Consider the following 22727-nt stretch of genomic DNA (forward strand, 5'->3'; position numbering starts at 1 on the left):
GTGGTCTCCTTTTTTGTTTTAGATATCAAGATTTAGTCTTCATACAACCATTCATCAAACTCTTGGTTAAGCTTGTCATTTGCTTTACGCTTGATGTGATCAGGGTTCGTTATGTTCTTAACGTTCTCTACTTTATTGGTGTACTTGCGAGTGGTTTGGTTTACTTCTCGCTTCACTTGGTTCTCGACATAAGTACCGTCAGTGACTTCTTTAATATTACGCTTGGTATTGTTGATGGTATTGGTAATACGATGCTTATCGTGATCGTATTTACGCTTCATCTTAATCGACTCTTTCAACACGTTGGTCGCACCGACCGTTAAGGGCAACAATGCTAATGCGACCAAAAAATACTTCTTCATGTTTTCATTTCACTTCTGATTGAATCTCAAGCCATAAGTACAGCAAAGCAATAAAATTCAAATGTCAGAAGATCAACAAGCAAAACCACAGTCTTGATTATGAAACAGATCTAGTTGCTGTATTCGTTCCAGCCACGTTGCCATTCCATACGGAATTTTTGTGCCCCAGGCGTTCCCTCACATACACCTTCATAATACTGACCAGATAAGCCCATTTGGTAAGCAAAGTCAGGATTACAATATTCAGTCACCCCTTCAAGGTAACCTTGGTCATAATCGCCTTGCTTTACATTTCCTAACGAGCGAAGTTCTTTCATGGTACGAGAGGTATGCCCAGCGACACCATCTTGATAACCGATCTGGTACCAATCTCCGGACTGCGCCAGTTCTTCCGTTGTTGCCGCACACCCTGCGAGTAAAGCCAGCGCCAAGCCTAACGTTGCCTTTTTCATCATTCTTCCTTAACTAATTGTTTTCAAAACAAGCTTACCACTAAAGCCTGTGCTTTGCCGCTTATCTGTTGATTTCACCACTTAACTCTCGAACTCGCCGCTCACCCTTGATAACCACCGCTTAATCGTTGATAGAACCGCTCAGTCCTAAGCACGACCACTAGGCAAACGATAAAACCACTTAACCGTTATATCGACCACTCGCTTCTCTATTCGACCACTCATCCATAGAGCGAATGCGCTTAACAAAAGAGATGAATACCATACATCCTGAGCTTAAAAAATTACCCTACCTAACAAACCAAGGACAATTGCTATGATGTGGTTTCTAACCTGTGTCGCAGCCCTCATCGGCGGATACTTCATCTACGGTGCTTTCGTTGAGAAGATTTTCGGCATCAATGAGAATCGCCAAACGCCAGCTCATACTAAGACGGACGGCGTTGACTACGTTCCAATGTCAACCAAGCGTGTTTACCTTGTTCAGCTTCTGAACATCGCAGGTGTTGGTCCTATCTTTGGCCCAATCATGGGTGCCCTATACGGTCCTGCTGCAATGCTTTGGATTGTTGTTGGCTGTATCTTCGCAGGTGCGGTACACGATTACTTCTCAGGCATGCTTTCTGTTCGTAACGGCGGTGCATCAGTACCAACAATTACGGGTCGCTACCTAGGCAATGGCGCAAAACACTTTATGAACATCTTTGCCATTGTCCTATTGCTTCTTGTTGGTGTGGTATTCGTGTCAGCGCCAGCAGGCATGATCACAAACCTAATCAACGACCAAACTAGCTTTAGCGTAAGCATGACAACCATGGTTGTGTTGATTTTCGCTTACTACATCATCGCGACAATTGTTCCTGTAGACAAAATCATCGGTCGCTTCTACCCATTGTTTGGCGCGCTACTGATCTTCATGTCTGTAGGTCTAATGACTGCTATTGCTTTCTCTAGCGAACACACTGTGATGGGTGACTTCCAAGTAAGCGACATGCTGACTAACTTGAACCCGAACGATATGCCTCTATGGCCTGCACTATTCATCACTATCGCATGTGGTGCTATCTCTGGCTTCCACGCAACTCAGTCTCCACTGATGGCGCGTTGTATGGAAAATGAGAAGAACGGTCGCTTCGTATTCTACGGTGCAATGATTGGTGAAGGCGTTATCGCGCTAATCTGGTGTGCTATCGCTCTGTCTTTCTTCGGCACGCTTGATGGCCTTGCAGAAGCAGTGAAAAACGGTGGCCCTGGTAACGTGGTATACAGCGCTTCATTCGGTCTACTGGGTGTATTCGGTGGTGTGATTGCCTTCCTTGGTGTTGTTATTCTGCCAATCACATCGGGTGACACCGCATTCCGCTCAAGCCGTCTGATTCTTGCTGAATACTTCGGTATGGAACAGAAAACACTACGTAACCGTCTTCTAATGGCTCTACCACTGTTCGTTATCGGTGGCATTCTGACTCAAGTAGACTTCGGTATTATCTGGCGCTACTTCGGTTTCGCAAACCAAACAACAGCAGTAATGATGCTTTGGACTGCGTCGGCTTACCTACTACGTCACAACAAACTGCATTGGATTACGACTATCCCAGCAGTCTTCATGACAACCGTGTGTGTCACTTTCATTTTGAACAACAGCACGCTAGGCTTCGGTCTACCAATGCAAATCTCGACAATCTCTGGCATTTTGTTCGCTCTTGCTGCAGCGGCTTACGTTATCAAAATCTCGAAAGGCAAAGGCGAAACAGATCTTGCAGATGAAGATAAACCAGACACTGTCTCAGAAACGGCGTAATGAAATCCTTCGCTTGCTAACCGATTCATTATCAATATCTGGATAACGCTAAGAGCCTGCCTATCGCAGGCTCTTTTTCTTTCTCTTTAAAGAATGAATTCACTTACAATAACAACATCATGTCTAGGTTAGGTTCGCTATGGAACTGATCATCTCCCTTTTGCAACAAATGTGTGTTTACTTAGTGCTGGCTTATATGCTGAGTAAAACGCCAATCATTCTTCCCCTACTGAGCATTTCTTCTCGCTTAAGTCACCGACTCATTTGTTATGTGCTTTTCTCTGGTTTTTGTATCCTAGGCACCTACTTCGGTTTACAGATCAACGACGCGATAGCAAACACGCGTGCAATTGGTGCCGTGATGGGAGGACTGTTTGGCGGTCCTGTTGTCGGTTTTGCGGTGGGCTTAACTGGGGGGATTCATCGTTATACTTTAGGCGGTTTTACCGACTTAGCTTGTGCGATTTCCACAACAGCAGAAGGGCTCATTGGGGGGCTACTCCACGTTTACCTCATTAAGCGTAACAAAGGGGCAATGCTGTTTAACCCGAGCGTAGTATTCAGCATTACTTTTGTTGCAGAAATCGTTCAGATGGTGCTGCTGCTTGCTGTCGCCAAACCATTCAACCAAGCCTATGAACTCGTTTCAGCGATTGCTGCCCCAATGATCATCGCTAACTCCGTTGGTGCCGCTCTGTTTATGAGTATTCTGCAAGATCGTAAAACCATTTTTGAAAAGTACTCGGCCGCCTTTTCCCGCCGAGCATTAAGCATTGCCGACCGCTCAGTTGGTATTCTCAGCACCGGATTTAACAGCGAAAATGCCGATAAGATCGCCCGCATCATTTATGAAGAAACCAAAGTAGGCGCAGTCGCCATTACTGACCAAGAGAAGATTCTGGCTTTCGTTGGCATCGGCGATGATCATCATAGGCCAAATACTCCAATCTCATCGCAGAGTACGCTCGACTCAATGGAGAAGAACGACATCATCTACCTTGATGGCAGTGAGCGCCCTTACCAATGTTCATTAGCACAAGACTGTAAACTGGGCTCCGCACTGATAATCCCACTACGAGCAGGAAAAGAAGTGGTGGGCACCATTAAGCTTTACGAACCAAAACGTAAGCTGTTCTCGACGGCAAATATGTCAATGGCAGAAGGCATTGCTCAGCTTCTTTCGAGTCAAATTCTTTATGGCGATTACCAACAGCAACAAACGTTATTAGCTCAGGCAGAAATCAAACTACTGCACGCGCAAGTGAACCCACATTTCTTGTTCAACGCGCTAAACACCATCAGTGCGATTACGCGTCGTGATCCAGATAAAGCACGAGAACTGATCCAAAACTTGTCGCACTTCTTCCGTAGTAACTTAAAACAGAACATCAATACCGTGACGCTGAAAGAAGAATTAGCACATGTGAATTCCTACTTATCGATCGAAAAAGCACGCTTTACTGATCGCCTAGAAGTTGAGATTGATATTGAACCTGAACTGCTGGATATCAAGTTACCAAGCTTTACGCTGCAACCTTTGGTCGAAAATGCAATCAAACACGGTATCTCGACTATGTTGGAAGGCGGCAAAGTAAAGATTTACAGCCAACCTCATGCACAAGGGTACCTTATTACCGTGGAAGACAATGCAGGCAGCTATGAATCACCAAAAGAGAATCATTCTGGTTTGGGGATGGAAATTGTCGATAAGCGCCTCTCTAATCAATTTGGACGTGATTCAGCGCTAAAAATTAACTATCAACAACACCAATTTACTAAAATGAGTTTTATCATTCCCTCATCGCGATAAGCGCAATAAAAACGCATAAAAAGGTAATGCTGGATGTTAACCGCCCTCGTCATTGATGATGAACAGTTTGCTCGTGAAGAGCTGGCAGAGCTATTGGACGAAACAGGCCAAATTGAAGTAATAGGCGATGCATCAAACGCCATTATGGGCCTTAAGAAGATCAATGAGCTCAAGCCCGATGTGGTGTTCCTTGATATCCAAATGCCCCAAGTGACAGGAATAGAACTGCTTGGCATGCTCGACCCAGAAACCATGCCCTACGTGGTATTTGTTACCGCTTACGACCAATATGCCATTCAAGCTTTCGAGGACAATGCGTTTGATTACCTACTGAAACCCGTCGATCCATGTCGTTTGACGAAAACAGTAAAACGCCTTAATAAAGTCATGAGTCAATCCGCGCTCACTCAACAGTTGTCTGCCATCGCCCCAGAGAACCTAGACCAGATCCCTTGCATTGGCCACAACCGCATTGTGATCATGGCAACCGAGACAGTTGAGTCTGCTTACAGCGATATTAGCGGTGTGCATGTGCGTTCCACCAGCCAAACAGCCAGTACACAGTTAACGTTGAAAACCTTGGAAGAAAAAACGCCACTGGTGCGTTGTCATCGCCAGTATCTGGTGAGTATCAAAGCCATCAGCGAGATTAGATTATTGGAAAATGGCCTAGCTGAAATCATCACCAAAACAGGCTTTGAGATCCCAGTGAGCCGCCGTTACTTAAAGGTGCTCAAAGAACTTCTAGGCATCAGTCACTAAGCTCAGACTCTGGCATAACTCGTGTAGAAATTCCCAATTAAAAAGGCGACCTTGTGGTCGCCTTTTTGATGTTTGACTCGTCTTAATCGACTTGCTTAATTTGTAGCTCTTTTGGCACTTCGAAGAACATGTTCTCTTCACGACCAAGCACTTCGTCTACCGCTTCTGCACCAACCAGCTCTTTGATGCGATCTAGGATTTGGTTTACCAGCTCTTCTGGTGCAGATGCGCCAGCAGTCACACCAACTTTCACTTTGCCTTCAAACCATTCAGGCATGATGTCTTCTGGGCAGTCTGTTAGGTATCCTGGCGTACCTAGCTTTTCAGCCAGTTCTTTTAAGCGCGTTGAGTTTGATGAATTCTTGGAACCTACAACAACCATCACATCTACATCAGCAGAAAGCTCACGCACGGCATCTTGACGGTTTTGCGTCGCGTAGCAGATGTCATCTTTACGAGGACCTTGGATGTCTGGGAATACGCGGCGTAGCTCTTCAATTACGTCAGCGGTTTCATCAACAGACAGTGTCGTTTGGCTCACGTAGTGCAGATCCGATGGATCTTTCACGATCGCTTTTAGCTTCTCAACATCGGCTGGCGTTTCCACAAGGTACATACCGCCTGTATCACTTGAATACTGACCCATCGTGCCTTCCACTTCTGGGTGACCAGCGTGACCGATCAGTACCACTTCCATATTGCGACGGCTTGCACGTGCCACTTCCATATGTACTTTGGTTACCAACGGACAGGTCGCATCGAATACCGTTAGGTCACGAGACTTAGCTTCTTGACGAACAGCTTGAGATACACCATGAGCGGAGAAAATTACAATGTTGTTGTCTGGCACTTCATGCAGTTCTTCAACGAAGATAGCACCACGCTGTTTTAGACCTTCAACCACAAAACGGTTATGCACCACTTCATGTCGAACATAGATAGGTGGCTGATACATCTCTAGCGCACGCTCTACGATGCTAATCGCGCGGTCAACACCAGCACAGAAACCACGTGGGTTAGCTAACAGGATTTTCATTTCATTGCTCATGGAAGTTATCTTTTATTTGGTTCGCTATTCTACTGACAAAATTTCGACTTCGAAAGTCACGTCTTGTCCCGCGAGTGGATGGTTGAAGTCCACAGTTACTGAGTCGCCAGCAATCTCAGTAATGATGCCCGGGATTTCCATACCGTCTGGACCGCTAAATGCCATGATCGTGCCGACTTCAACTTCCGCTTCGCCAACAAATTTAGTGCGGTCCATATGGTGGATATGGTCTGGGTTCGGCATACCAAAAGCATCAGCGGCTTTTAGTTCGATCGCCTTTTCTTCACCTACTTGTAAGCCTAGTAGGCATTGCTCAAAGTTCTCACTCAAGCTGCCATCGCCCATCACGAATTTAGCAGGCTTACCCATATTGTGTGTGCTGTCTGCTACAGAGCCATCTTGCATTTTGATGGTGAAGTGCAGCGTTACTGCTGAATCTTGATTTATTGTTGTCACGTTACTGCTTCCTTGTTCTTGGGTTGTCCAGCGTTCTGTCTGATCACGTACTGTGATTGCTTTTTATTGTACGAAGATACGCGGATTGCGCTCCAACATAATAAAAAGCGTCGTTCGAATCAACGGACGACGCTTAGGGTTATTCGGTATATCGCAAAAGATTACTTGTCAGCATCCTTTTTGCGGAAGCCGTCAAGAATGATCATTGCCGCACCAATACAGATAGTCGTATCCGCTAGATTGAATGCTGGCCAGTGATAGTTACCCCAGAAGAAGTCTAGGTAATCAACAACAAAGCCGTGAACCACACGGTCAAATACGTTGCCCACTGCACCACCAATAATCAATGCATAAGCGATGTTGTTCCATTTTTCTTTGGCTGGAAGATTACTCATCCAGTAAGTCAAAAGACCTGTCACAACAAACGCGATACCGGTGAACAACCAGCGTTGCCAGCCCGCTTGATCGCTCAAGAAGCTGAATGCTGCACCGTAGTTATGAACATAAAGTAGGTTGAAGAATGGCAGCACCTCAATTCGGTTTGCCCATCCGTAGCCCATGTTGTCCATTACCACCAATTTGATGCCAATATCGGCAATAAATACCAGAATTGCTAACCATAGCCAGCGAACTCCAGATTGCTTTAACGTCAGTGCTTTTTCACTCATTACTTTACCTACAAACAGCCCCAGTAAATACTGGGGCTGTTAATTTTAAAAAAAGTTCAGTCGTTCTAGGCAATTACGCGAATTTACGTACTTCACCTTCGCCGTCTACGTTCGACACACAACGACCACAGATCTTCTCGTGACCTTCGATTGTGCCTACGTCTGGCGTGTGGTGCCAACAACGGTCACACTTCTCGCCTTCAGCTGCTGCTACTTCAACAAACAAGCCTTCGATATCCGTCGCTTGTGCAGCATCAGTCTTCTCACTTAGTGGCTTAACTTTCGCAGCAGATGTTAGTAGAACAAAGCGCAGTTCATCTTCAAGTTTGTTGATCTTCGCCGCTAGTGCGTCATCAGCAAATAGAGTCACTTCAGCTTGTAGTGCACCACCAATGGTTTTCTCTTTACGCGCATCTTCTAGAAGTTTGTTTACTGCACCACGAACCGCTTGGAGCTCAGTCCAGAATTCGTTGTTCAGGTCTTCACCTTCAGCAAGACCGAATAGACCATCGAACCACTCACCAGTGAATACGAACTTGTCGCGTTGACCTGGCATTTCGTTCCAGATTTCATCTGCAGTGAACGACATGATTGGCGCCATCCAACGAACTAGCGCTTCTACGATGTAGTAAAGTGCTGTCTGACAGCTACGTTGAGCGTTGCCGCCACGTTTTGCTGTGTACTGACGGTCTTTAATAACGTCTAAGTAGAAAGAGCCCATTTCGATTGAACAGAATTGCATTAGACGTTGAGTCACACCGTGTGTGTTGTACTCTTCGTATGCTTTAACAATCTCTTCTTGTGCTGCTAGTGCACGGCCAACGGCCCATCGATCTAATGCAACCATCTCTTCAACAGGAACGATGTCTGTTTCAGGGTTGAAGCCGCTTAGGTTAGCAAGGAAGAAACGCGCAGTGTTACGGATACGGCGGTACGCATCTGCGCTGCGTTTTAGGATTTCATCAGAAACCGCAACTTCACCAGTGTAGTCTGTTGAAGCAACCCATAGACGAAGAATGTCAGCACCTAGCTTGTTAGTTACGTCTTTTGGCAATACCACGTTACCAATAGATTTCGACATTTTGTGGCCTTTACCGTCCACCACGAAACCGTGTGTCAGTACTTGCTTATATGGCGCTTCGTCTTTCATCGCGATAGATGAAATAAGCGAAGACTGGAACCAACCGCGGTGTTGGTCAGAGCCTTCTAGGTATAGGTCTGCAGTGTTGCCGTTGTACTCTTCACGAGCATCAACAACAGAGTAGTGTGTTACACCCGAATCGAACCATACGTCTAGCGTATCTAGCACTTTTTCGTATTGGTCAGCGTCAGCACCTAGTAGTTCAGCTGCATCTACATCCCACCATGCTTGGATGCCTTTCTCTTCAACCAGCTTAGCGACTTTCTCGATCAGCTCTAGCGTGTTTGGATGAAGTTCTGCTGTTTCTTTATGAACAAACAGAGCAATTGGCACACCCCAAGTACGTTGACGAGAGATACACCATTCAGGGCGACCTTCGATCATACCCTCGATGCGGCTTTGACCCCATTCAGGCATCCACTCTACGTTCTTGATAGACTCTAGTGCTTTAGCACGTAGGCCAGCTTGGTCCATAGAAACGAACCATTGAGGCGTAGCACGGAAGATGATTGGAGTCTTATGACGCCAACAGTGTGGGTAGCTGTGCTCGTAAGCGTGGTGGTGTAGTAGTGCACCTTTTTCTTTCAGTACTTCTACTACTGCATCGTTCGCTTTAAATACGTGTTGACCAGCAAATAGCTCAGTATCTGGTAGGTAAACACCGTTTGAACCAACTGGGTTTGCTACTTCTAAGTTGTACTTGTTACCAACCGCGAAGTCTTCTTGACCGTGTCCTGGTGCAGTGTGAACAACACCAGTACCTGAATCAGTCGTAACGTGATCACCAAGGATCGCTGGTACAGTAAAATCGTAGAATGGGTGTTGGAATTGAGAAAGCTCAAGATCCGCACCTTTAGCAAAGCCAAGGTTGTGGAAGTGCTCGATACCCGCACGATCCATTACGTCTTTCGCCAGCTCAGCAGCAACGATGATACGCTCAGCGTTGTCGCCTTCTGTTTGGATAAGCACGTACTCTAGATCGTCACGTAGACATACTGCGCGGTTTGCTGGCAGTGTCCAAGGTGTTGTTGTCCAGATAACAATAGACACGTCACCGTGACCTTCATGACCTTCTGTCAATTCAAACTTAGACAATAGTGCCGCTTCGTCAGCCGCTTTAAAACGAACGTCGATAGATGGCGATACTTTATCTTTGTACTCAACTTCTGCTTCAGCCAGTGCTGAACCACAGTCTGTACACCAGTGAACTGGTTTAAAACCTTTCAGTAGGTGACCTTTGCTTGCTATCTTACCAAGAGCACGGATGATGTTCGCTTCAGTTGCGAAGTCCATAGTGCGATATGGCTTGTCCCATTCACCCATGATGCCAAGACGCTTGAAGCTCTCTTTCTGACCTTCAACCTGACCTGCAGCGTACTCACGACATTTCTCGCGGAACTCAGCTGCTGTCACTTTTTGGCCTGGTTTGCCAACTTTCTTCTCTACCATCAACTCGATTGGTAGACCGTGACAATCCCAGCCTGGAATGTATGGTGCGTCAAAACCTGAAAGTGTTTTGGATTTAATAATAATGTCTTTAAGAATCTTGTTTAGTGCGTGACCAAGGTGAATGTCACCATTCGCGTAAGGAGGGCCATCGTGCAATACGAATGACTTTTTGCCTTTCTTCGCTTTACGGATTTCACCGTAAAGATCTTCTTTGTACCAACGCTTAAGCATTTCTGGCTCACGATTGGCCAGGTTGCCGCGCATTGGAAACCCTGTTTCAGGTAAGTTCAGGGTATCTTTATACTCACTCATCGATTCTTAATTCCGTTATATTGGGCGAAAATTAGACATTATGTTGCACGGTGGAATAAACCGCTCAACGCTTAAGCTGACGCAGCCACACCCTTGCTGCTTCAGCATCCAATACGATTTGTTGTTTAAGTGCTTCAAACGACTCAAACTTTTGCTCATCTCTTAGTTTATGCAAAAGTTTCACTTCTAGCTGTTTACCATATAAATCAGCGTGAAAGTCGAATAAGTGTACTTCTAACTGCTGACGAACACCATTAACCGTCGGTCGTTGACCAATGTTAGCGACGCCACCAATCGGCTTATCTCCTAAGCCAAGCGCTTGAACAACATAGACTCCGGAAACCGGAGAAACACAGCGCTTCAAAGGAATATTTGCCGTAGGGAACCCGATGGTTCTACCTAGTTTTCTTCCATGTGAAACACGACCGCTGATGCTGTAATCTCTTCCCAGCATCTCATGTGCGGACTGCAAATCATCACGAGCCAATGCATCTCGAATTGCTGTACTGCTGACTCGTAACTGCTGTAAACAAAAGCTTTGAGTACTTACGACTTTAAAGCCGTACTTTTCCCCCGCTTCTTGTAGCATTGCAAAGTTACCTGTTCGACCTTTGCCAAAACAGAAATCATCACCAATGACAAGAAACTTAACACCCAATCGAGTAACCAACAAGTCACGGATAAACTCCTCCGCCGTTAGGTCGGAAAAATGACGATTGAAGTTAACGCAAAGTAAGCGATCAATATCCAGCTTACTCAGCTGGACAAATTTGTCTCGCAGTCGCGTTAACCTTGCTGGTGCCTTATCTCGAGCGAACAGCTCCATAGGCTGAGGTTCAAAGGTCATCACAACCGAAGGTAACAAAAGTTTCTTCGCTTGTTCAGACACTTGTTGCAATACTTGTTGATGGCCTCTATGTACGCCATCGAAATTGCCAATAGTCAGCACGCAGCCTTGATGGCGCGACTTGATATTGTGAATGCCTCTAATCAGTTCCATTGGATACTGCTTTATGCCTCTGTTTTTACTTTGCACTGTGTGAAACTGACGGATTATATACCAATCAACCTTATTCTGTCCCAGCTTTTAGGTCTTTTAAACGAACACCGAGTAAAAACACCACAGCAAGGTAAACCACGGCACCTAAACCAATCAACATCGCTAGCACACCACTACGGTGAGCAAAGCTCCAATCCAACCACACCGGCATGTCTTCGAGCTGCCATAGAATTGCCGCAACCATTGCGCCCCCCGCCACCATCAAGCGAACAATAAAAAAGACCGTTCGCTTGGTGACTTGGTACACCCCAGCAATATGTAAACCACGATACAACAATGCCATGTTTACAAACGCAGAGAGTGCAGTGGCAATCGCAAGGCCAACATAACCGTAGAAATAAGCAAAAATTGCATTGAAGACCATATTGGTCACCATCGCAATAATGCCGTATTTCACAGGCGTTTTGGTGTCTTGACGCGAGTAGTAGCCCGGAGCGAGCACTTTAATCAACATAAAGTTAAGCAAGCCCGAGGCGTATGCTAATAAAGAGAGAGAAGCCTGATGTACATCTTGCGGGGAAAACTCTCCTCGCATAAACAACACCATCAACATAGGCTTTGCTAATGCCATCAACCCAAGCATGGCAGGAATACCCAGTAAGGTCACCATGCGCACGCCCCAATCCATGGTATGAGCAAAACCTTCACTGTGAGCATCTACGTGTTTACGTGACAATGCAGGGAGAATCACCGTCGCAATCGCGATACCAAACAAACCTAACGGGAATTCAAGTAAGCGATCTGAATAGTACAACCAACTGATCGAACCGGTTTGCAGAAAACTGGCAATAAAAGTATCAAACAATAAGTTGATTTGGCTTACCGACACACCAAATAAGGCAGGAATCATCAAGGTACGGATCTTCACCACACCCGGATCGCGCCAACCCCATTTAGGCTTAACCATTACTCCCGCTTTAATAAGGAAGGGAATCTGGAATAGAAACTGAACAAGGCCACCTAGTAATACGCCAATCGCAAGACCGATTTCTGGTTGCGACATCTGAGGCGAGATAAACCACGCCGCCAAAATGATCATCACATTGAGGAAGACAGGCGTAAAAGAAGAGACGGCAAACTTACCTAAGGTATTAAGGATCGCACCAGAAAGCGCAACAAAAGTAATGAACCATAAATAAGGAAAGGTAATCTTGAGCATGACACTGGCAAGTTCGAACTTCTCAGCGGCCGGGCCGCCATGCATCCAGTCTAGGAACCAACCAAAACCAAACAGCGCCGTCACTACACCAGAGCCTAAAACCCCTAGAATGGTAACAATAGAGACAATCACGCCCAGCGTACCAGCCGCACGAGCAATCAACTCACGAGTTTTATCCATATCCCCTTGAGCGTGACTTTCGGTTAGTACTGGCACAAAGGCCTGAGAAAATGCGCCTTCTGCGAACAAACGGCGTAAGAAATTAGGAATTTTATTGGCAAAGAAGAAGACGTCGGCACTCGCGCCTGCCCCCATCAAGTTTGCTACTACCACATCACGAACTAAACCTAGGACGCGCGAAATTAATGTCATGGCACTGACGATCATGCCAGACTTGAGCAGTCGTTTACTCACTGTAACCTCGGAATATCACCAAAAGATAGCCAACCCTATTCCTCTAAGCCTTTGAAAGCTACAAATGGGCGTTAAAAATATATCCGTTTATTGTCAGATCTAGGCGGATAATTATTAGCAATGGTCTAAAAATGCTGTTAGAATCCCCGCCATCTTAACCGCGATAACCTTTCTTACCAAAATTTGTTTTGGCTTCGATTGGTTTTTGCACAAATCATTTGACATTTAGGCGCAAATGAGGGATAGTCCTCGCCCTTAAATTGTCACAGAAATAAGTTTTTGGGAGTTAGACCCTTGGCAAATAGTAAATCTGCTAAGAAGCGCGCTATCCAAGCTGAGAAACGTCGTCAGCACAATGCTAGCCGTCGCTCAATGATGCGTACTTACATGAAGAAAACTGTTGCTGCTATCGAAGCAGGCGACAAAGAAGCTGCAACTGCTGCATTCGCTGCAGTTACACCTATCCTAGACCGTATGGCGACTAAAGGCCTTGTTCATAAGAACAAAGCAGCACGTCATAAGTCTCGTTTCGCTGCACAAATCAAAGCTCTTTAATAGAAACTTGATTTTACAGTGAAGAAAAAACCGGCTACTGCCGGTTTTTTTATATCTAAATTCCGTGTAACTCATCGAATTTTAGACAATAAAAAAGCTGGCGATGCCAGCTTTTCTTATATGTGACCTGTCATCACATGGCCTCTGCACAGTAAAGGCCATGAAGCGTTTGGATTAATTCCTTCACTTCATCACTCTTTAACGTGTAGTATACCGTTTGTGCTTCTTTTCTCGTAGCCACCAGTTCGTCGCGACGAAGCCAAGCTAAATGTTGAGACAGTGCCGATTGGCTCAACTCTAGTTTTGCGCAAAGTTCCCCGACCGATAGTTCTTGATTATGCAGCATGCAAAGGATTTGTAGGCGTCTCTCGTTTGCCATTGCTTTAAGCAACACGACAGCTTTGGCGGAGTTTTTCTCCATTTCTTGTAGATTCATGTGCTGGACCTCTAGCTACAACTTACTTTCCCCAACCCTGGCCAGTTTGTTGTGTTACAAAGATTTTATAATTTAGAGTTATAGTTTTGTCGATAGTAATCTATTTATTTGCGCAACGAAACGTGTTCATTCAAACATTTGGCTAAAATCTGCATCACAAACGTTCTTAACTGCTGGATGTTGTATCATTCGTTCAGCAAAAATAACGTAATACTCTTCTTTAAGGTCGTCTACGTGACCGATCAGTTGTAAATTGCGGTCATCTTCAATCTCCGACATATAAACGGTCGGAGCTAAAAAAATCACATCATCACGATAACGAGCAAATGCCTTCATTAAGGCAACATCATCAAACTCGCCCAGCACATCTGGCTGTAATCCTTGTCTATCAAACCACTGCAATACTTTACGTCCCATTGCCGTTCTACTGGCCGGGATAAGTAATTTTTTATTCTCTAAAACTTCAGGAAATTTCACATCTGGTATTTCAGACGAAGCAAAAAAGCTCATGCTACTCTCACCTAACTTCTTGCTGTAAAGGCCCGGACTTTGTGTTGAGTCCACCGGACAATCAGAAAGGATCATATCAAGTTTATGCTGGGATAAACGCTCCAAAAGCAGTTCGTGAGTCGATTCGTAGCAACGTAAGTGAATGCTGTTATCTTCAGGAACCGTCGTCATTAATACTTTGCTTACGAGTCGCTTAGATAGTGCATCGGCAACGCCAACTTCGAAAAGAATATTAGAGTGCTGGCTGTAGTTAACGATATCGAGCATTTCGTAGCTCAAACCAAACATACGGTCGGCGTACTTAAATACCAACTGTCCTAGTTCTGTTGGTTCTACCGTGCGCCCATTACGCTTGGTCAACTTCCCCTTCATGCGGTCTTCAAGTGCTTTGATCTGCCCAGTTACAGTTTGTGGTGTTAGAAATAAAGCATCAGCAGCTTTAGTTACAGAACCTTGTTTGCACACCATCCAGAAGTAATAAAGGTGGTTGTAATTTAGATGTGACATCATCAATCCCTATAAAGAAGATGACACTTTTTATATCAAATGTGACAAGGACAGACAAGAAGTTCGGCAAAACCTACAATAAATAAGAAAAAGATAAGTTTTACCGAAAATAACGAATTCACACTGTCATAAAACTTGAAGTAAAACGCACTTTTTTAATCTCATCAAGATAAGTGGCAGCGAACCAATAACACAGAAAATTACATAAATTTCAATCAATTATAATGCTGTGAATTTTTCTTCACAGGCAACTATTAAAAAGAATAATAAAAATTCTCCATAGAAACCGAACTGTAATATTACTGAAATATTTAATCTCTAACATCGCCCTCAGTTTCAACAACAGACCAAATAAACGAACTGAAAGGTCCACGGAGAAAATTATGATGAACCAAGCTACTTCAACAGCAGCACCAATCTCGAGCACGACTCGCTGGTTACGCTGGGCTAACTTGGCATTCATGTTATATCTGCTTCTTCTAGCAGTATCTATGGTTGGTAGCGGCTTCAAATGGGCGACTGGCGATCAAGCTAAAGTACTCTTTGAATTTGCGTCTCACCCAGTCGCAGGTCTAATGATCGGTTTGGTGGCTACGGCCCTAATCCAATCTTCAAGTACCGTAACTTCTATTATTGTAGGTTTGGTTGCAGGTGGTTTACCTGTAGAAACCGCTATTCCTATGGTAATGGGTGCTAACATCGGTACTACCGTAACGAATACTCTTGTTTCACTTGGCCACGTACGTTGTAAAGAAGAATTTAAACGTGCATTCGCAAGTGCAACAATCCACGATTTCTTTAACTTACTTGCAGTACTGATCTTCCTACCATTGGAAATGATGTTCGGCATTCTAGAAAAGATTTCACACTGGTTAGTATCGCCTCTACTAAAAACTGGCGATATGAGCATGGGTGGTTTTGACTTCATCAAACCAATCACTAAACCTGTAGTAAGCGCGATTAAAGAGCCTCTATCTACATTTGGTGACACCATGGGTGGTGTAGCACTAATCGCTCTAGGTATCGGTACTATCTTCGTCGCTATCACTGTTATGGGTAAGCTAATGAAGAGCCTGATGGTTGGTCGTGCTCGTGACATCCTTAAGAACGCAATCGGTCGTGGTCCTATCCACGGTATCGTATCGGGCTCTGTAGTAACGGTTCTTGTTCAGTCTTCTTCTACGACAACAAGTCTAATGGTTCCACTAGTAGGCTCAGGTGTTCTAAAAGTACGTGATATCTACCCGTTCACTCTAGGTGCTAATATCGGTACATGTATCACGGCTCTACTAGCAGCAACAGCAGTATCTGGTGAGTTCGCGGTATTCGCACTACAGATTGCATTAGTACACCTAACGTTCAACATTCTGGCGACACTGTTCATCTTCGGTATCCCGTTCCTACGTGAGATTCCAGTAAAATGTGCAGAAGTGATTTCAGAAATGGCTATTAAGAACAAAGCGGTTGTAGCAGGTTACCTACTAGCAGTATTCATCGTGCTACCAGGCTCTATCCTTGCTCTGACAGCATAATAATAAGATTACCATCGCTTATGTTAGGCTCCACTTCGGTGGGGCCTTTTTTCGTTTTAGAGAAGTAAAAATGGGCTCGCCCTAGGAACGCTAAGCTTCGAGAGGGATAAGGCTCGATGATATCCACCTAAGACATCAAGTCCTGCCAAAATTCTTTAAGTTCAACTTCCTTTCACTAAGCTTCTGGTCCCCCACTCTCGATACCTACAGCGGAGCGCTCTCATTTCTTGATCACGCAGTAAACTATGGTAAAAGAGATTCCCGACGACCGTTTGATTTCAGAGTGAGTGAACATCATCTTCAAGAGCGAGGCTCGAGTGAGTTGGAGGATCTTTTATCCCCTCTCACATTTCGAAGCGTAGCGTTCTGTAGGGCGAAGCCTGTCCGCCACCCTTCGGATATAAAAAAGCCGCCCATAAAGGCGGCTTAGAAACTCAATATACTCGTTAAACTGAGAACGGGTACTGAATTGGATCGTGGTGCTCGTAACCTTCTACCCAGAAGTCATCAAGAGTTACCCATGTTTCCAAATCTTCTAGAGATTTGATTTCTGGATTGATGTGGAAGGTTGCAGCTTTCAGAGGTTCACGCTTCAACTGGATGTCACGCATTGGCGCAAGCTGATCTTCGTAGATGTGTGCATTAACAATCTTATGATAAGCCTGACCAGGTTTCTTACCTGTAATTTGCGCCATGATTGCCAAGAACACATATACTTGAACCATATTGAAGTTCAGCCCAAGCGGAACGTCACAAGAGCGCTGCGTGCTGTTTAGGTACAGTGTGTCACCTAACAGTGAGAAGTGGTGGCTGTACATACATGGGCGCAAACACCCCATATGGAACTCACCAGGGTTGTAGAAGTTTAGGATTTCACCACGGTCATCAACACCGCGCGTTAAATCATCCACAATCTTACGCAGCTGGTCGATATGACCGCCATCTGGCTTCGCCCATGAACGACCTTGAACGCCGTATACACGTCCCATGTCATCTTCACCCTTGCGGAATGGGTTGTTCAGCCATGCTTCATTTAGGTTTGCGTTCGCATCCCATGTTTTCGTACCTAACTTACGGAAGTCTTCAGCGTTGTCGTAGCCACGGATATAACCAAGTAGCTCAGCAACTGCCGCTTTCCAAAAGCTCTTACGTGTCGTTACTAATGGGAATTGGTTGTTGGCAACATCGTAGGTCAAGTCTGCGTTGATCACCGTTAGGCAGCGTTTGCCTGTGCGTTCGTTTTCAACCCAAGTGCCTTGGTCAACGATACGCTGACACAAATCTAAATACTGTTTCACACCAATTCCTTACTTCGTTTCTGCTTGGACTTTGTCTTGGTAAAGACCACGTTTGTACGCCCAAACCATCATAAGCACACCTAGAATGATCATTGGTGAAGATAGGATTTGCCCCATCGAAATATAGCCACCAAATAAACCAAGCTGTGCATCCGGCTCACGGACAAACTCAACTAGGAAACGGAATGTACCATATCCAGCTAAAAATAGCCCTGATACCGCACCCAAAGGACGAGGCTTTTTAATAAACCAGTTCAAGATTAAGAACAGTACGATACCCTCTAGGAACATCTCATAAAGCTGAGATGGATGACGTGGGAGCGGTCCACCATTCGGGAAGATAATCGCCCATGGTACGTCTGTCACGCGGCCCCAAAGCTCACTGTTCATAAAGTTACCCATACGGCCCATACCAAGACCAAATGGTACAAGCGGAGCCACAAAGTCTGCCACGCCAAAGAAAGTTCGACCATTCTTGTGCGCGTACCAGAACATGGCAGTAATCACGCCCATTAAACCACCGTGGAACGACATGCCGCCGGTCCAAACTTTAAATAGGTACAGAGGGTCCGCTAAGAATAAATCGAAGTTGTAGAAAATCACGTAGCCAACACGACCACCAATCACTACCCCAAGGAAACCCGCAAACAACAAGTCAGAAACTTGCTCACGTGTCCAACCACTACCCGGCTTATCTGCGCGGCGGTTTGCCAGCCAAAGTGCGAACATGAAGCCGACAAGGTACATCAAACCGTACCAACGAACAGAAACAGGACCAATAGAGACTAAAACCGGATCAATATTGGGAAATTCAAAGTATCCCTGAGACATAACTCATTCTCTTCTTATTACTAATAAAACAGGTGGACTTTACAGCAGCATGGTCGCTGCAACAAACATCAAGAATACGGCAAATATTTTCTTCAATACCGCAGTTGGAAGGGTAGAAGCCAGTTTTGCGCCAACTTTAGTCGTGAGCATCGACGTCATGGCGATTGCTAACAAAGCTGGAAGGTACACATAACCTACACTGTAGTCAGGTAATCCTTCTACTTTGTAGCCATGTAAGATGAATCCAATCATGCCTGAGATGGCGATCACGCAGCCGCACACCGAAGAGGAGCCAACCGCTTTACGCATTTCAATACCATGTTTGTTCAAGAAAGGGACCGACAGTGAACCACCGCCAATACCTGCAAGACTTGATACCACACCAATTCCCGTTCCGTAAATCATAGTGACCGGACTACTCGGCATGGGCTTCTCGCTTTTCGTTTTAATTGAACGAAACATCTGTACCGCTAGACACAACACAATCACACCAAAGACTTTCGGTAAATAGTGTGTAGGGATCCATTCGGCGATATTGGCACCAACAAAACCACCGATAACCACACCAGGCATCAGCCATTTCACGACGAACATATCGACGTTACCCAGTTTAAGGTGATTCATCGCCGACGAACCGGAGGTCACGATGATACTCGCCAAGGAAGTAGCAAGTGCCATGTGCATACTCATTTCAGGAGAAATGCCAGCTAAAGGAAGAAGATACAGTAATGCCGGTACAACTATCAGCCCGCCTCCGATGCCTAAGAGTCCTGCCATCACGCCAACGAAAGCGCCTAGCGCGAGCAATAATATAAATAAAGAGATGGTCACAATTACCTACTTCTTACCTGCACGAATAAAGCCGGCAAAACCTTGTTGAATAAAGAAATCATGCATCATTTGATGGATTTCTTGCCCATAAGAGCATGACATGGCTTTTTCGACGAGTTTTTCTAATTCTTTTTGCTGGCTATGGCGAATCAAATACTTCACCTTAGCCACGTTAGAGGTGTTCATACTCAAACTGTCGTAACCTAAGCCCAACAGTAAAAGGGCACCAAATGGGTCGCCTGCGAGCTCACCACAGATACAGACCGGAACCTGATATTGATGGCAAACATCATGAATTTGCTTCAACGCCAGCAGTACTGCCGGATGCATGGATTCATAGACATCCGCAACACGAGAATTGTTCCGATCGACCGCCAACAAATATTGAGTTAAATCGTTAGTACCAACAGAAACGAAGTCAACACGATGGGCTATCGCAGGCAATAAGTACACCATTGATGGCACTTCAATCATTACCCCAACCTTCGGCGCTTGAATGCGGTCATCCAATAACACGACTTCGCTGTAAGCTTGGTTAATCAGCGTAATAGCATCATCCAGCTCTTTAATACCAGAAACCATCGGTAGTAAGATGCTTAGATTACCACTTTCCGCACTCGCCCTAAGCATCGCACGCAACTGGATCAAAAAGATATCAGGGTGATCCAACGTAAAACGAATACCTCGCCAACCCAAAAACGGATTATCTTCTTCAATCGGAAGATACGGTAACGGTTTATCACCACCGATATCCAGCGTACGCATTACGACTCGTTGATTTGGATAGCTATTGAGGATTGCTTGATACTGATGATACTGCTCATCTTCCGATGGAAAGTGATGCTTAAGTAAAAAAGCGATTTCAGTACGGTACAAACCCACGCCATCCACACCAGAGTTGATGGCGATATTGCTATCCGCACTCAAGCCCGCGTTGAGCATGACTTCAATCGGATGGTCATCTTGTGTGATCGCAGGCAGTGCAAGATCTTTGTTCACCATCGCGAACAATTCAGATTCTTCACTCACTAAGCTGCGATATTCACGCAGCAATTGACGGTTCGGTTCTAAATAGATCTCGCCAGTGTAGCCATCGACAATGCCCTTCTTGCCGTTTACCGCGCGAGTATTAATGTTTGCGCCCATAATGGCAGGTACACCCAGCGCACGAGATAGAATCGCAGCATGGGAGTTCGCCGCACCTTCCAGCGAAACAACGGCAAGTAAGTGCTGTTTTGGTATTGAAGCAAGTAGCGTCGCCGTGAGTTCATTGGCAACTAAAACCACTGGGCGATCAATCGAGGCATGCTCTTGCTCACTATTATGTAAAAAGTAAAGCAAGCGTTGCCCAAGCTCGCGAATGTCTTGAGCACGTTCACGTAGATAAACGTCTGACATACGCGCGAAGCGGTTTGAGTAGGTTTCGACGACTTGTCGCAATGCCCAATCCGCTCGGTCGCCTTTTTCGATCTGCTTCTTAAGATCACCACGCAACATTGGATCGTTGAGTAAGTGGGTAAAGAGGTCAAAAATAGCTAACGCGTCTTTATTGATTTCGCTGTCAAACTTCTTACGCATACGGCGAAAATCATTCAACGCTCTTTCCACAGCAACCGCCAAAAGTTCATGTTCCCTTTCTTTATCTAAGGCAGAGGCAGGGAAAACATCACTTAAATTAGGTTGAGTATTATCAAACCAGAACTCACCGATAGCGACACCAGTCGAAGCTGGAAGCCCCTTGATAACAGTCGGCTTGGAAGCGAGTTGCCAGTGACCTAAGTTTTGCGCATGCGCAATCAACACAGCAAGCTGCGCAGATAAGGTCACAAGGAAAGACTCTTCCATTTCACTAAACAAGCGTGGGGTTTTCTGCTGGATAACCAGAACACCGAGCACTTGTTTACGATGAATGATCGGCGTACCTAGAAAGGAGTGGTAAACCTGCTCACCGAGTTGAGGGAAGAATTTAAAATCAGGATGGGTTGAAGCCTCAGCTAAGTTTAGGGGTTCCGCACTGCGTTTGACTAAACCGACCAAGCCTTCGTTGAAGTTGATATGAATACTATCGCCTTCAAAAATAAGGCCTTGAGTTGCCATTAACTCAAGGCGCTGCATTTCATCATTAGCTAGATAAATAGTACAACACTCAGTGCATAGGGCTGCGCAAGTCTCTTTAACCAATATATCCAGTGCCAGATGCACATCATCGACTCTGGAGACTTTCTCAACTATTTCCCTTAGCTGACTGAGCATGTTGATCCTCTATCTACGTTGCTTTTTTCTTTTCCCTTTCGTCTTACGCTCTCGAAAAGGCATGGCTAAAGATGCAAACTCTTTCATCGCACGACGATAAACGTCTCGCTTAAAAGAAACAACTTGCCTAACTGGATACCAGTAGCTTACCCAGCGCCAACCATCAAATTCAGGGGATTTCCCACGCTGCATATTGATGCGGGATTCATCGCATTCTAATCGCAGCAGAAACCATTTCTGTTTTTGGCCGATACAAACAGGCTTGGAGTCCCAACGCACCAATCGCTTTGGTAGCTTATATCTTAACCAATGACGACTTGTTGCGATGATCTTAACGTCTTTTTTCGTCAGACCGACTTCTTCATATAACTCCCTGAACATGGCTTGTTCAGGTGTTTCACCTTCGTCAATCCCACCTTGTGGAAATTGCCATGAGTGTTGCCCGTATCGTTTAGCCCAGAAGACCTGACCATGGTTATTACAGATCACAATACCAACATTAAGTCGGTAACCATCGCCATCTATCACCGGCTAACCTCTATGAATAATTTTTTATTACCGTGATTTTTCCACATATCCCCATTACTAGCAAACTTACTGATGTGATATGAGCAAGATTTATTACCTTTTGGCCTTTTTTGGATATCTTTTAGACAGACATTATTTTATCAACACAAGATTGAGACATAGCCCACATTTATTCACCTTTTCTGTGAATAACTTTGTGAAGAAATCATTATCAATAAAGATTTTTGTTCAAAACCATTACAAGCAATATTTTCCAACCACAAACAAAATAAACATAAGACATTGATTATAAAAACATAAAACCCAAAAATGGCGATTTAACGATCTTTATTTTCCTGATGATCTTTTCACCAAATACAGATCGGTCAAAGATCGCTCAATCGGTTATTTATCCACATTGAACAGGTAGGACTTCATGACATCTCAATAAAATCAAGTCTCAATCCACCTTTAAACCCCTGTTTATTCATCCAGCCCACATGGAGATCCTATTGGTGGCTTTCTAATCTGTGGATAAGTTATGAATTGATCATTCTTAATCCAGCTCGGTGA

General features: G+C 45.0%; 20 protein-coding genes. 5 read left to right on the forward strand and 15 right to left on the reverse strand.

Annotated features, from left to right (window positions below; all coding sequences use genetic code 11):
* Positions 1 to 32: 32 nt before the first annotated feature.
* Complete coding sequence (locus ITG12_RS08525) at positions 33 to 362, reverse strand: hypothetical protein (RefSeq protein ID WP_005440588.1); 330 nt, start codon at positions 360 to 362, stop codon at positions 33 to 35.
* A gap of 110 nt (positions 363 to 472) precedes the next feature.
* Complete coding sequence (locus ITG12_RS08530) at positions 473 to 814, reverse strand: DUF2799 domain-containing protein (protein ID WP_009707688.1); 342 nt, start codon at positions 812 to 814, stop codon at positions 473 to 475.
* A 316-nt stretch (positions 815 to 1130) separates the two neighbouring features.
* Here ITG12_RS08530 and ITG12_RS08535 point away from each other — a divergent pair, with 316 nt between their 5' ends.
* From ITG12_RS08535 to btsR, 3 genes are all read left to right on the forward strand, one after another.
* The gene (locus ITG12_RS08535) at positions 1131 to 2615 is read left to right on the forward strand and encodes a carbon starvation protein A (RefSeq protein WP_038876257.1); all 1485 of its coding nucleotides are present in this window, start codon (positions 1131 to 1133) and stop codon (positions 2613 to 2615) included.
* Between the two features lie 139 nt (positions 2616 to 2754).
* Complete coding sequence (locus ITG12_RS08540; protein ID WP_248872962.1) at positions 2755 to 4425, forward strand: sensor histidine kinase; 1671 nt, start codon at positions 2755 to 2757, stop codon at positions 4423 to 4425.
* Between the two features lie 33 nt (positions 4426 to 4458).
* Positions 4459 to 5187 (forward strand): two-component system response regulator BtsR, encoded by a 729-nt coding sequence (gene btsR, locus ITG12_RS08545; RefSeq protein WP_248872963.1) that lies wholly within the window; start codon positions 4459 to 4461, stop codon positions 5185 to 5187.
* 82 nt (positions 5188 to 5269) lie between these two features.
* On the opposite strand, the gene ispH is transcribed toward btsR, so the two are convergent.
* The 6 genes from ispH to murJ all read right to left on the reverse strand — a co-directional run bounded on the left by ispH (position 5270) and on the right by murJ (position 12894).
* On the reverse strand, positions 5270 to 6235 hold the full coding sequence (ispH, locus tag ITG12_RS08550; RefSeq protein WP_005440578.1) for a 4-hydroxy-3-methylbut-2-enyl diphosphate reductase: 966 nt from the start codon (positions 6233 to 6235) through the stop codon (positions 5270 to 5272).
* Between the two features lie 24 nt (positions 6236 to 6259).
* A complete protein-coding gene (gene fkpB, locus ITG12_RS08555) occupies positions 6260 to 6691 on the reverse strand; it encodes an FKBP-type peptidyl-prolyl cis-trans isomerase (protein ID WP_005533267.1) in 432 nt (143 codons plus the stop codon).
* A gap of 161 nt (positions 6692 to 6852) precedes the next feature.
* On the reverse strand, positions 6853 to 7359 hold the full coding sequence (gene lspA, locus ITG12_RS08560) for a signal peptidase II (protein WP_248872964.1): 507 nt from the start codon (positions 7357 to 7359) through the stop codon (positions 6853 to 6855).
* 73 nt (positions 7360 to 7432) lie between these two features.
* Positions 7433 to 10261, reverse strand: coding sequence for an isoleucine--tRNA ligase (gene ileS / locus ITG12_RS08565; protein ID WP_248872965.1), 2829 nt, complete (start codon positions 10259 to 10261; stop codon positions 7433 to 7435).
* A gap of 64 nt (positions 10262 to 10325) precedes the next feature.
* Positions 10326 to 11261 carry a bifunctional riboflavin kinase/FAD synthetase gene (ribF, locus tag ITG12_RS08570; protein WP_038866392.1) on the reverse strand — a complete coding sequence of 312 codons (936 nt, stop codon included), beginning with the start codon at positions 11259 to 11261 and terminating at the stop codon, positions 10326 to 10328.
* Between the two features lie 70 nt (positions 11262 to 11331).
* A complete protein-coding gene (murJ, locus tag ITG12_RS08575; protein WP_248872966.1) occupies positions 11332 to 12894 on the reverse strand; it encodes a murein biosynthesis integral membrane protein MurJ in 1563 nt (520 codons plus the stop codon).
* 294 nt (positions 12895 to 13188) lie between these two features.
* Here murJ and rpsT point away from each other — a divergent pair, with 294 nt between their 5' ends.
* Complete coding sequence (gene rpsT, locus ITG12_RS08580) at positions 13189 to 13449, forward strand: 30S ribosomal protein S20 (RefSeq protein ID WP_005440571.1); 261 nt, start codon at positions 13189 to 13191, stop codon at positions 13447 to 13449.
* Between the two features lie 133 nt (positions 13450 to 13582).
* Here the strand turns inward: rpsT and ITG12_RS08585 are convergent, their stop codons facing one another.
* Complete coding sequence (locus tag ITG12_RS08585; RefSeq protein ID WP_038866389.1) at positions 13583 to 13885, reverse strand: metalloregulator ArsR/SmtB family transcription factor; 303 nt, start codon at positions 13883 to 13885, stop codon at positions 13583 to 13585.
* A gap of 126 nt (positions 13886 to 14011) precedes the next feature.
* A complete protein-coding gene (gene nhaR / locus ITG12_RS08590; protein WP_038866387.1) occupies positions 14012 to 14902 on the reverse strand; it encodes a transcriptional activator NhaR in 891 nt (296 codons plus the stop codon).
* 383 nt (positions 14903 to 15285) lie between these two features.
* On the opposite strand from nhaR, the gene ITG12_RS08595 reads away from it, so the two are divergent.
* Positions 15286 to 16434, forward strand: a complete 1149-nt coding sequence (locus ITG12_RS08595) for a Na/Pi symporter (protein WP_005440565.1) — start codon at positions 15286 to 15288, stop codon at positions 16432 to 16434.
* Positions 16435 to 16880: 446 nt separating this feature from the next.
* On the opposite strand, the gene ITG12_RS08600 is transcribed toward ITG12_RS08595, so the two are convergent.
* Genes ITG12_RS08600 through rppH form a run of 5 tightly spaced genes read right to left on the reverse strand, consistent with a single transcriptional unit; the run spans position 16881 to position 22175 of the window.
* Entirely contained in the window at positions 16881 to 17732 is an 852-nt protein-coding gene (locus ITG12_RS08600) for a thymidylate synthase (protein WP_005434888.1), read from the reverse strand.
* Positions 17733 to 17741: 9 nt separating this feature from the next.
* Positions 17742 to 18563 carry a prolipoprotein diacylglyceryl transferase gene (gene lgt, locus ITG12_RS08605; protein WP_038866385.1) on the reverse strand — a complete coding sequence of 274 codons (822 nt, stop codon included), beginning with the start codon at positions 18561 to 18563 and terminating at the stop codon, positions 17742 to 17744.
* 39 nt (positions 18564 to 18602) lie between these two features.
* Positions 18603 to 19394: a sulfite exporter TauE/SafE family protein gene (locus ITG12_RS08610; RefSeq protein ID WP_038876243.1), complete on the reverse strand. Its 792-nt coding sequence runs from the start codon at positions 19392 to 19394 to the stop codon at positions 18603 to 18605.
* Between the two features lie 6 nt (positions 19395 to 19400).
* Positions 19401 to 21647, reverse strand: coding sequence for a phosphoenolpyruvate--protein phosphotransferase (ptsP, locus tag ITG12_RS08615; RefSeq protein WP_038876242.1), 2247 nt, complete (start codon positions 21645 to 21647; stop codon positions 19401 to 19403).
* A 9-nt stretch (positions 21648 to 21656) separates the two neighbouring features.
* Complete coding sequence (gene rppH / locus ITG12_RS08620) at positions 21657 to 22175, reverse strand: RNA pyrophosphohydrolase (RefSeq protein WP_005434895.1); 519 nt, start codon at positions 22173 to 22175, stop codon at positions 21657 to 21659.
* Positions 22176 to 22727: the final 552 nt, after the last annotated feature.

The sequence above is a fragment of the Vibrio sp. ED002 genome (genome assembly GCF_023277445.1).
GTDB lineage: Bacteria > Pseudomonadota > Gammaproteobacteria > Enterobacterales > Vibrionaceae > Vibrio > Vibrio jasicida.

Bases quoted from the DNA above. Each gene is read 5' to 3' on its own strand.
- ileS (WP_248872965.1), bottom strand. From the start codon at position 10,261: ATGAGTGAGTATAAAGATACCCTGAACTTACCTGAAACAGGGTTTCCA.
- ITG12_RS08595 (WP_005440565.1), top strand. From the start codon at position 15,286: ATGATGAACCAAGCTACTTCAACAGCAGCACCAATCTCGAGCACGACT.
- nhaR (WP_038866387.1), bottom strand. From the start codon at position 14,902: ATGTCACATCTAAATTACAACCACCTTTATTACTTCTGGATGGTGTGC.
- lspA (WP_248872964.1), bottom strand. From the start codon at position 7,359: ATGAGTGAAAAAGCACTGACGTTAAAGCAATCTGGAGTTCGCTGGCTA.
- btsR (WP_248872963.1), top strand. From the start codon at position 4,459: ATGTTAACCGCCCTCGTCATTGATGATGAACAGTTTGCTCGTGAAGAG.
- ptsP (WP_038876242.1), bottom strand. From the start codon at position 21,647: ATGCTCAGTCAGCTAAGGGAAATAGTTGAGAAAGTCTCCAGAGTCGAT.
- ispH (WP_005440578.1), bottom strand. From the start codon at position 6,235: ATGAGCAATGAAATGAAAATCCTGTTAGCTAACCCACGTGGTTTCTGT.
- ribF (WP_038866392.1), bottom strand. From the start codon at position 11,261: ATGGAACTGATTAGAGGCATTCACAATATCAAGTCGCGCCATCAAGGC.
- ITG12_RS08535 (WP_038876257.1), top strand. From the start codon at position 1,131: ATGATGTGGTTTCTAACCTGTGTCGCAGCCCTCATCGGCGGATACTTC.
- lgt (WP_038866385.1), bottom strand. From the start codon at position 18,563: ATGTCTCAGGGATACTTTGAATTTCCCAATATTGATCCGGTTTTAGTC.
- ITG12_RS08540 (WP_248872962.1), top strand. From the start codon at position 2,755: ATGGAACTGATCATCTCCCTTTTGCAACAAATGTGTGTTTACTTAGTG.
- ITG12_RS08525 (WP_005440588.1), bottom strand. From the start codon at position 362: ATGAAGAAGTATTTTTTGGTCGCATTAGCATTGTTGCCCTTAACGGTC.
- ITG12_RS08530 (WP_009707688.1), bottom strand. From the start codon at position 814: ATGAAAAAGGCAACGTTAGGCTTGGCGCTGGCTTTACTCGCAGGGTGT.
- ITG12_RS08585 (WP_038866389.1), bottom strand. From the start codon at position 13,885: ATGAATCTACAAGAAATGGAGAAAAACTCCGCCAAAGCTGTCGTGTTG.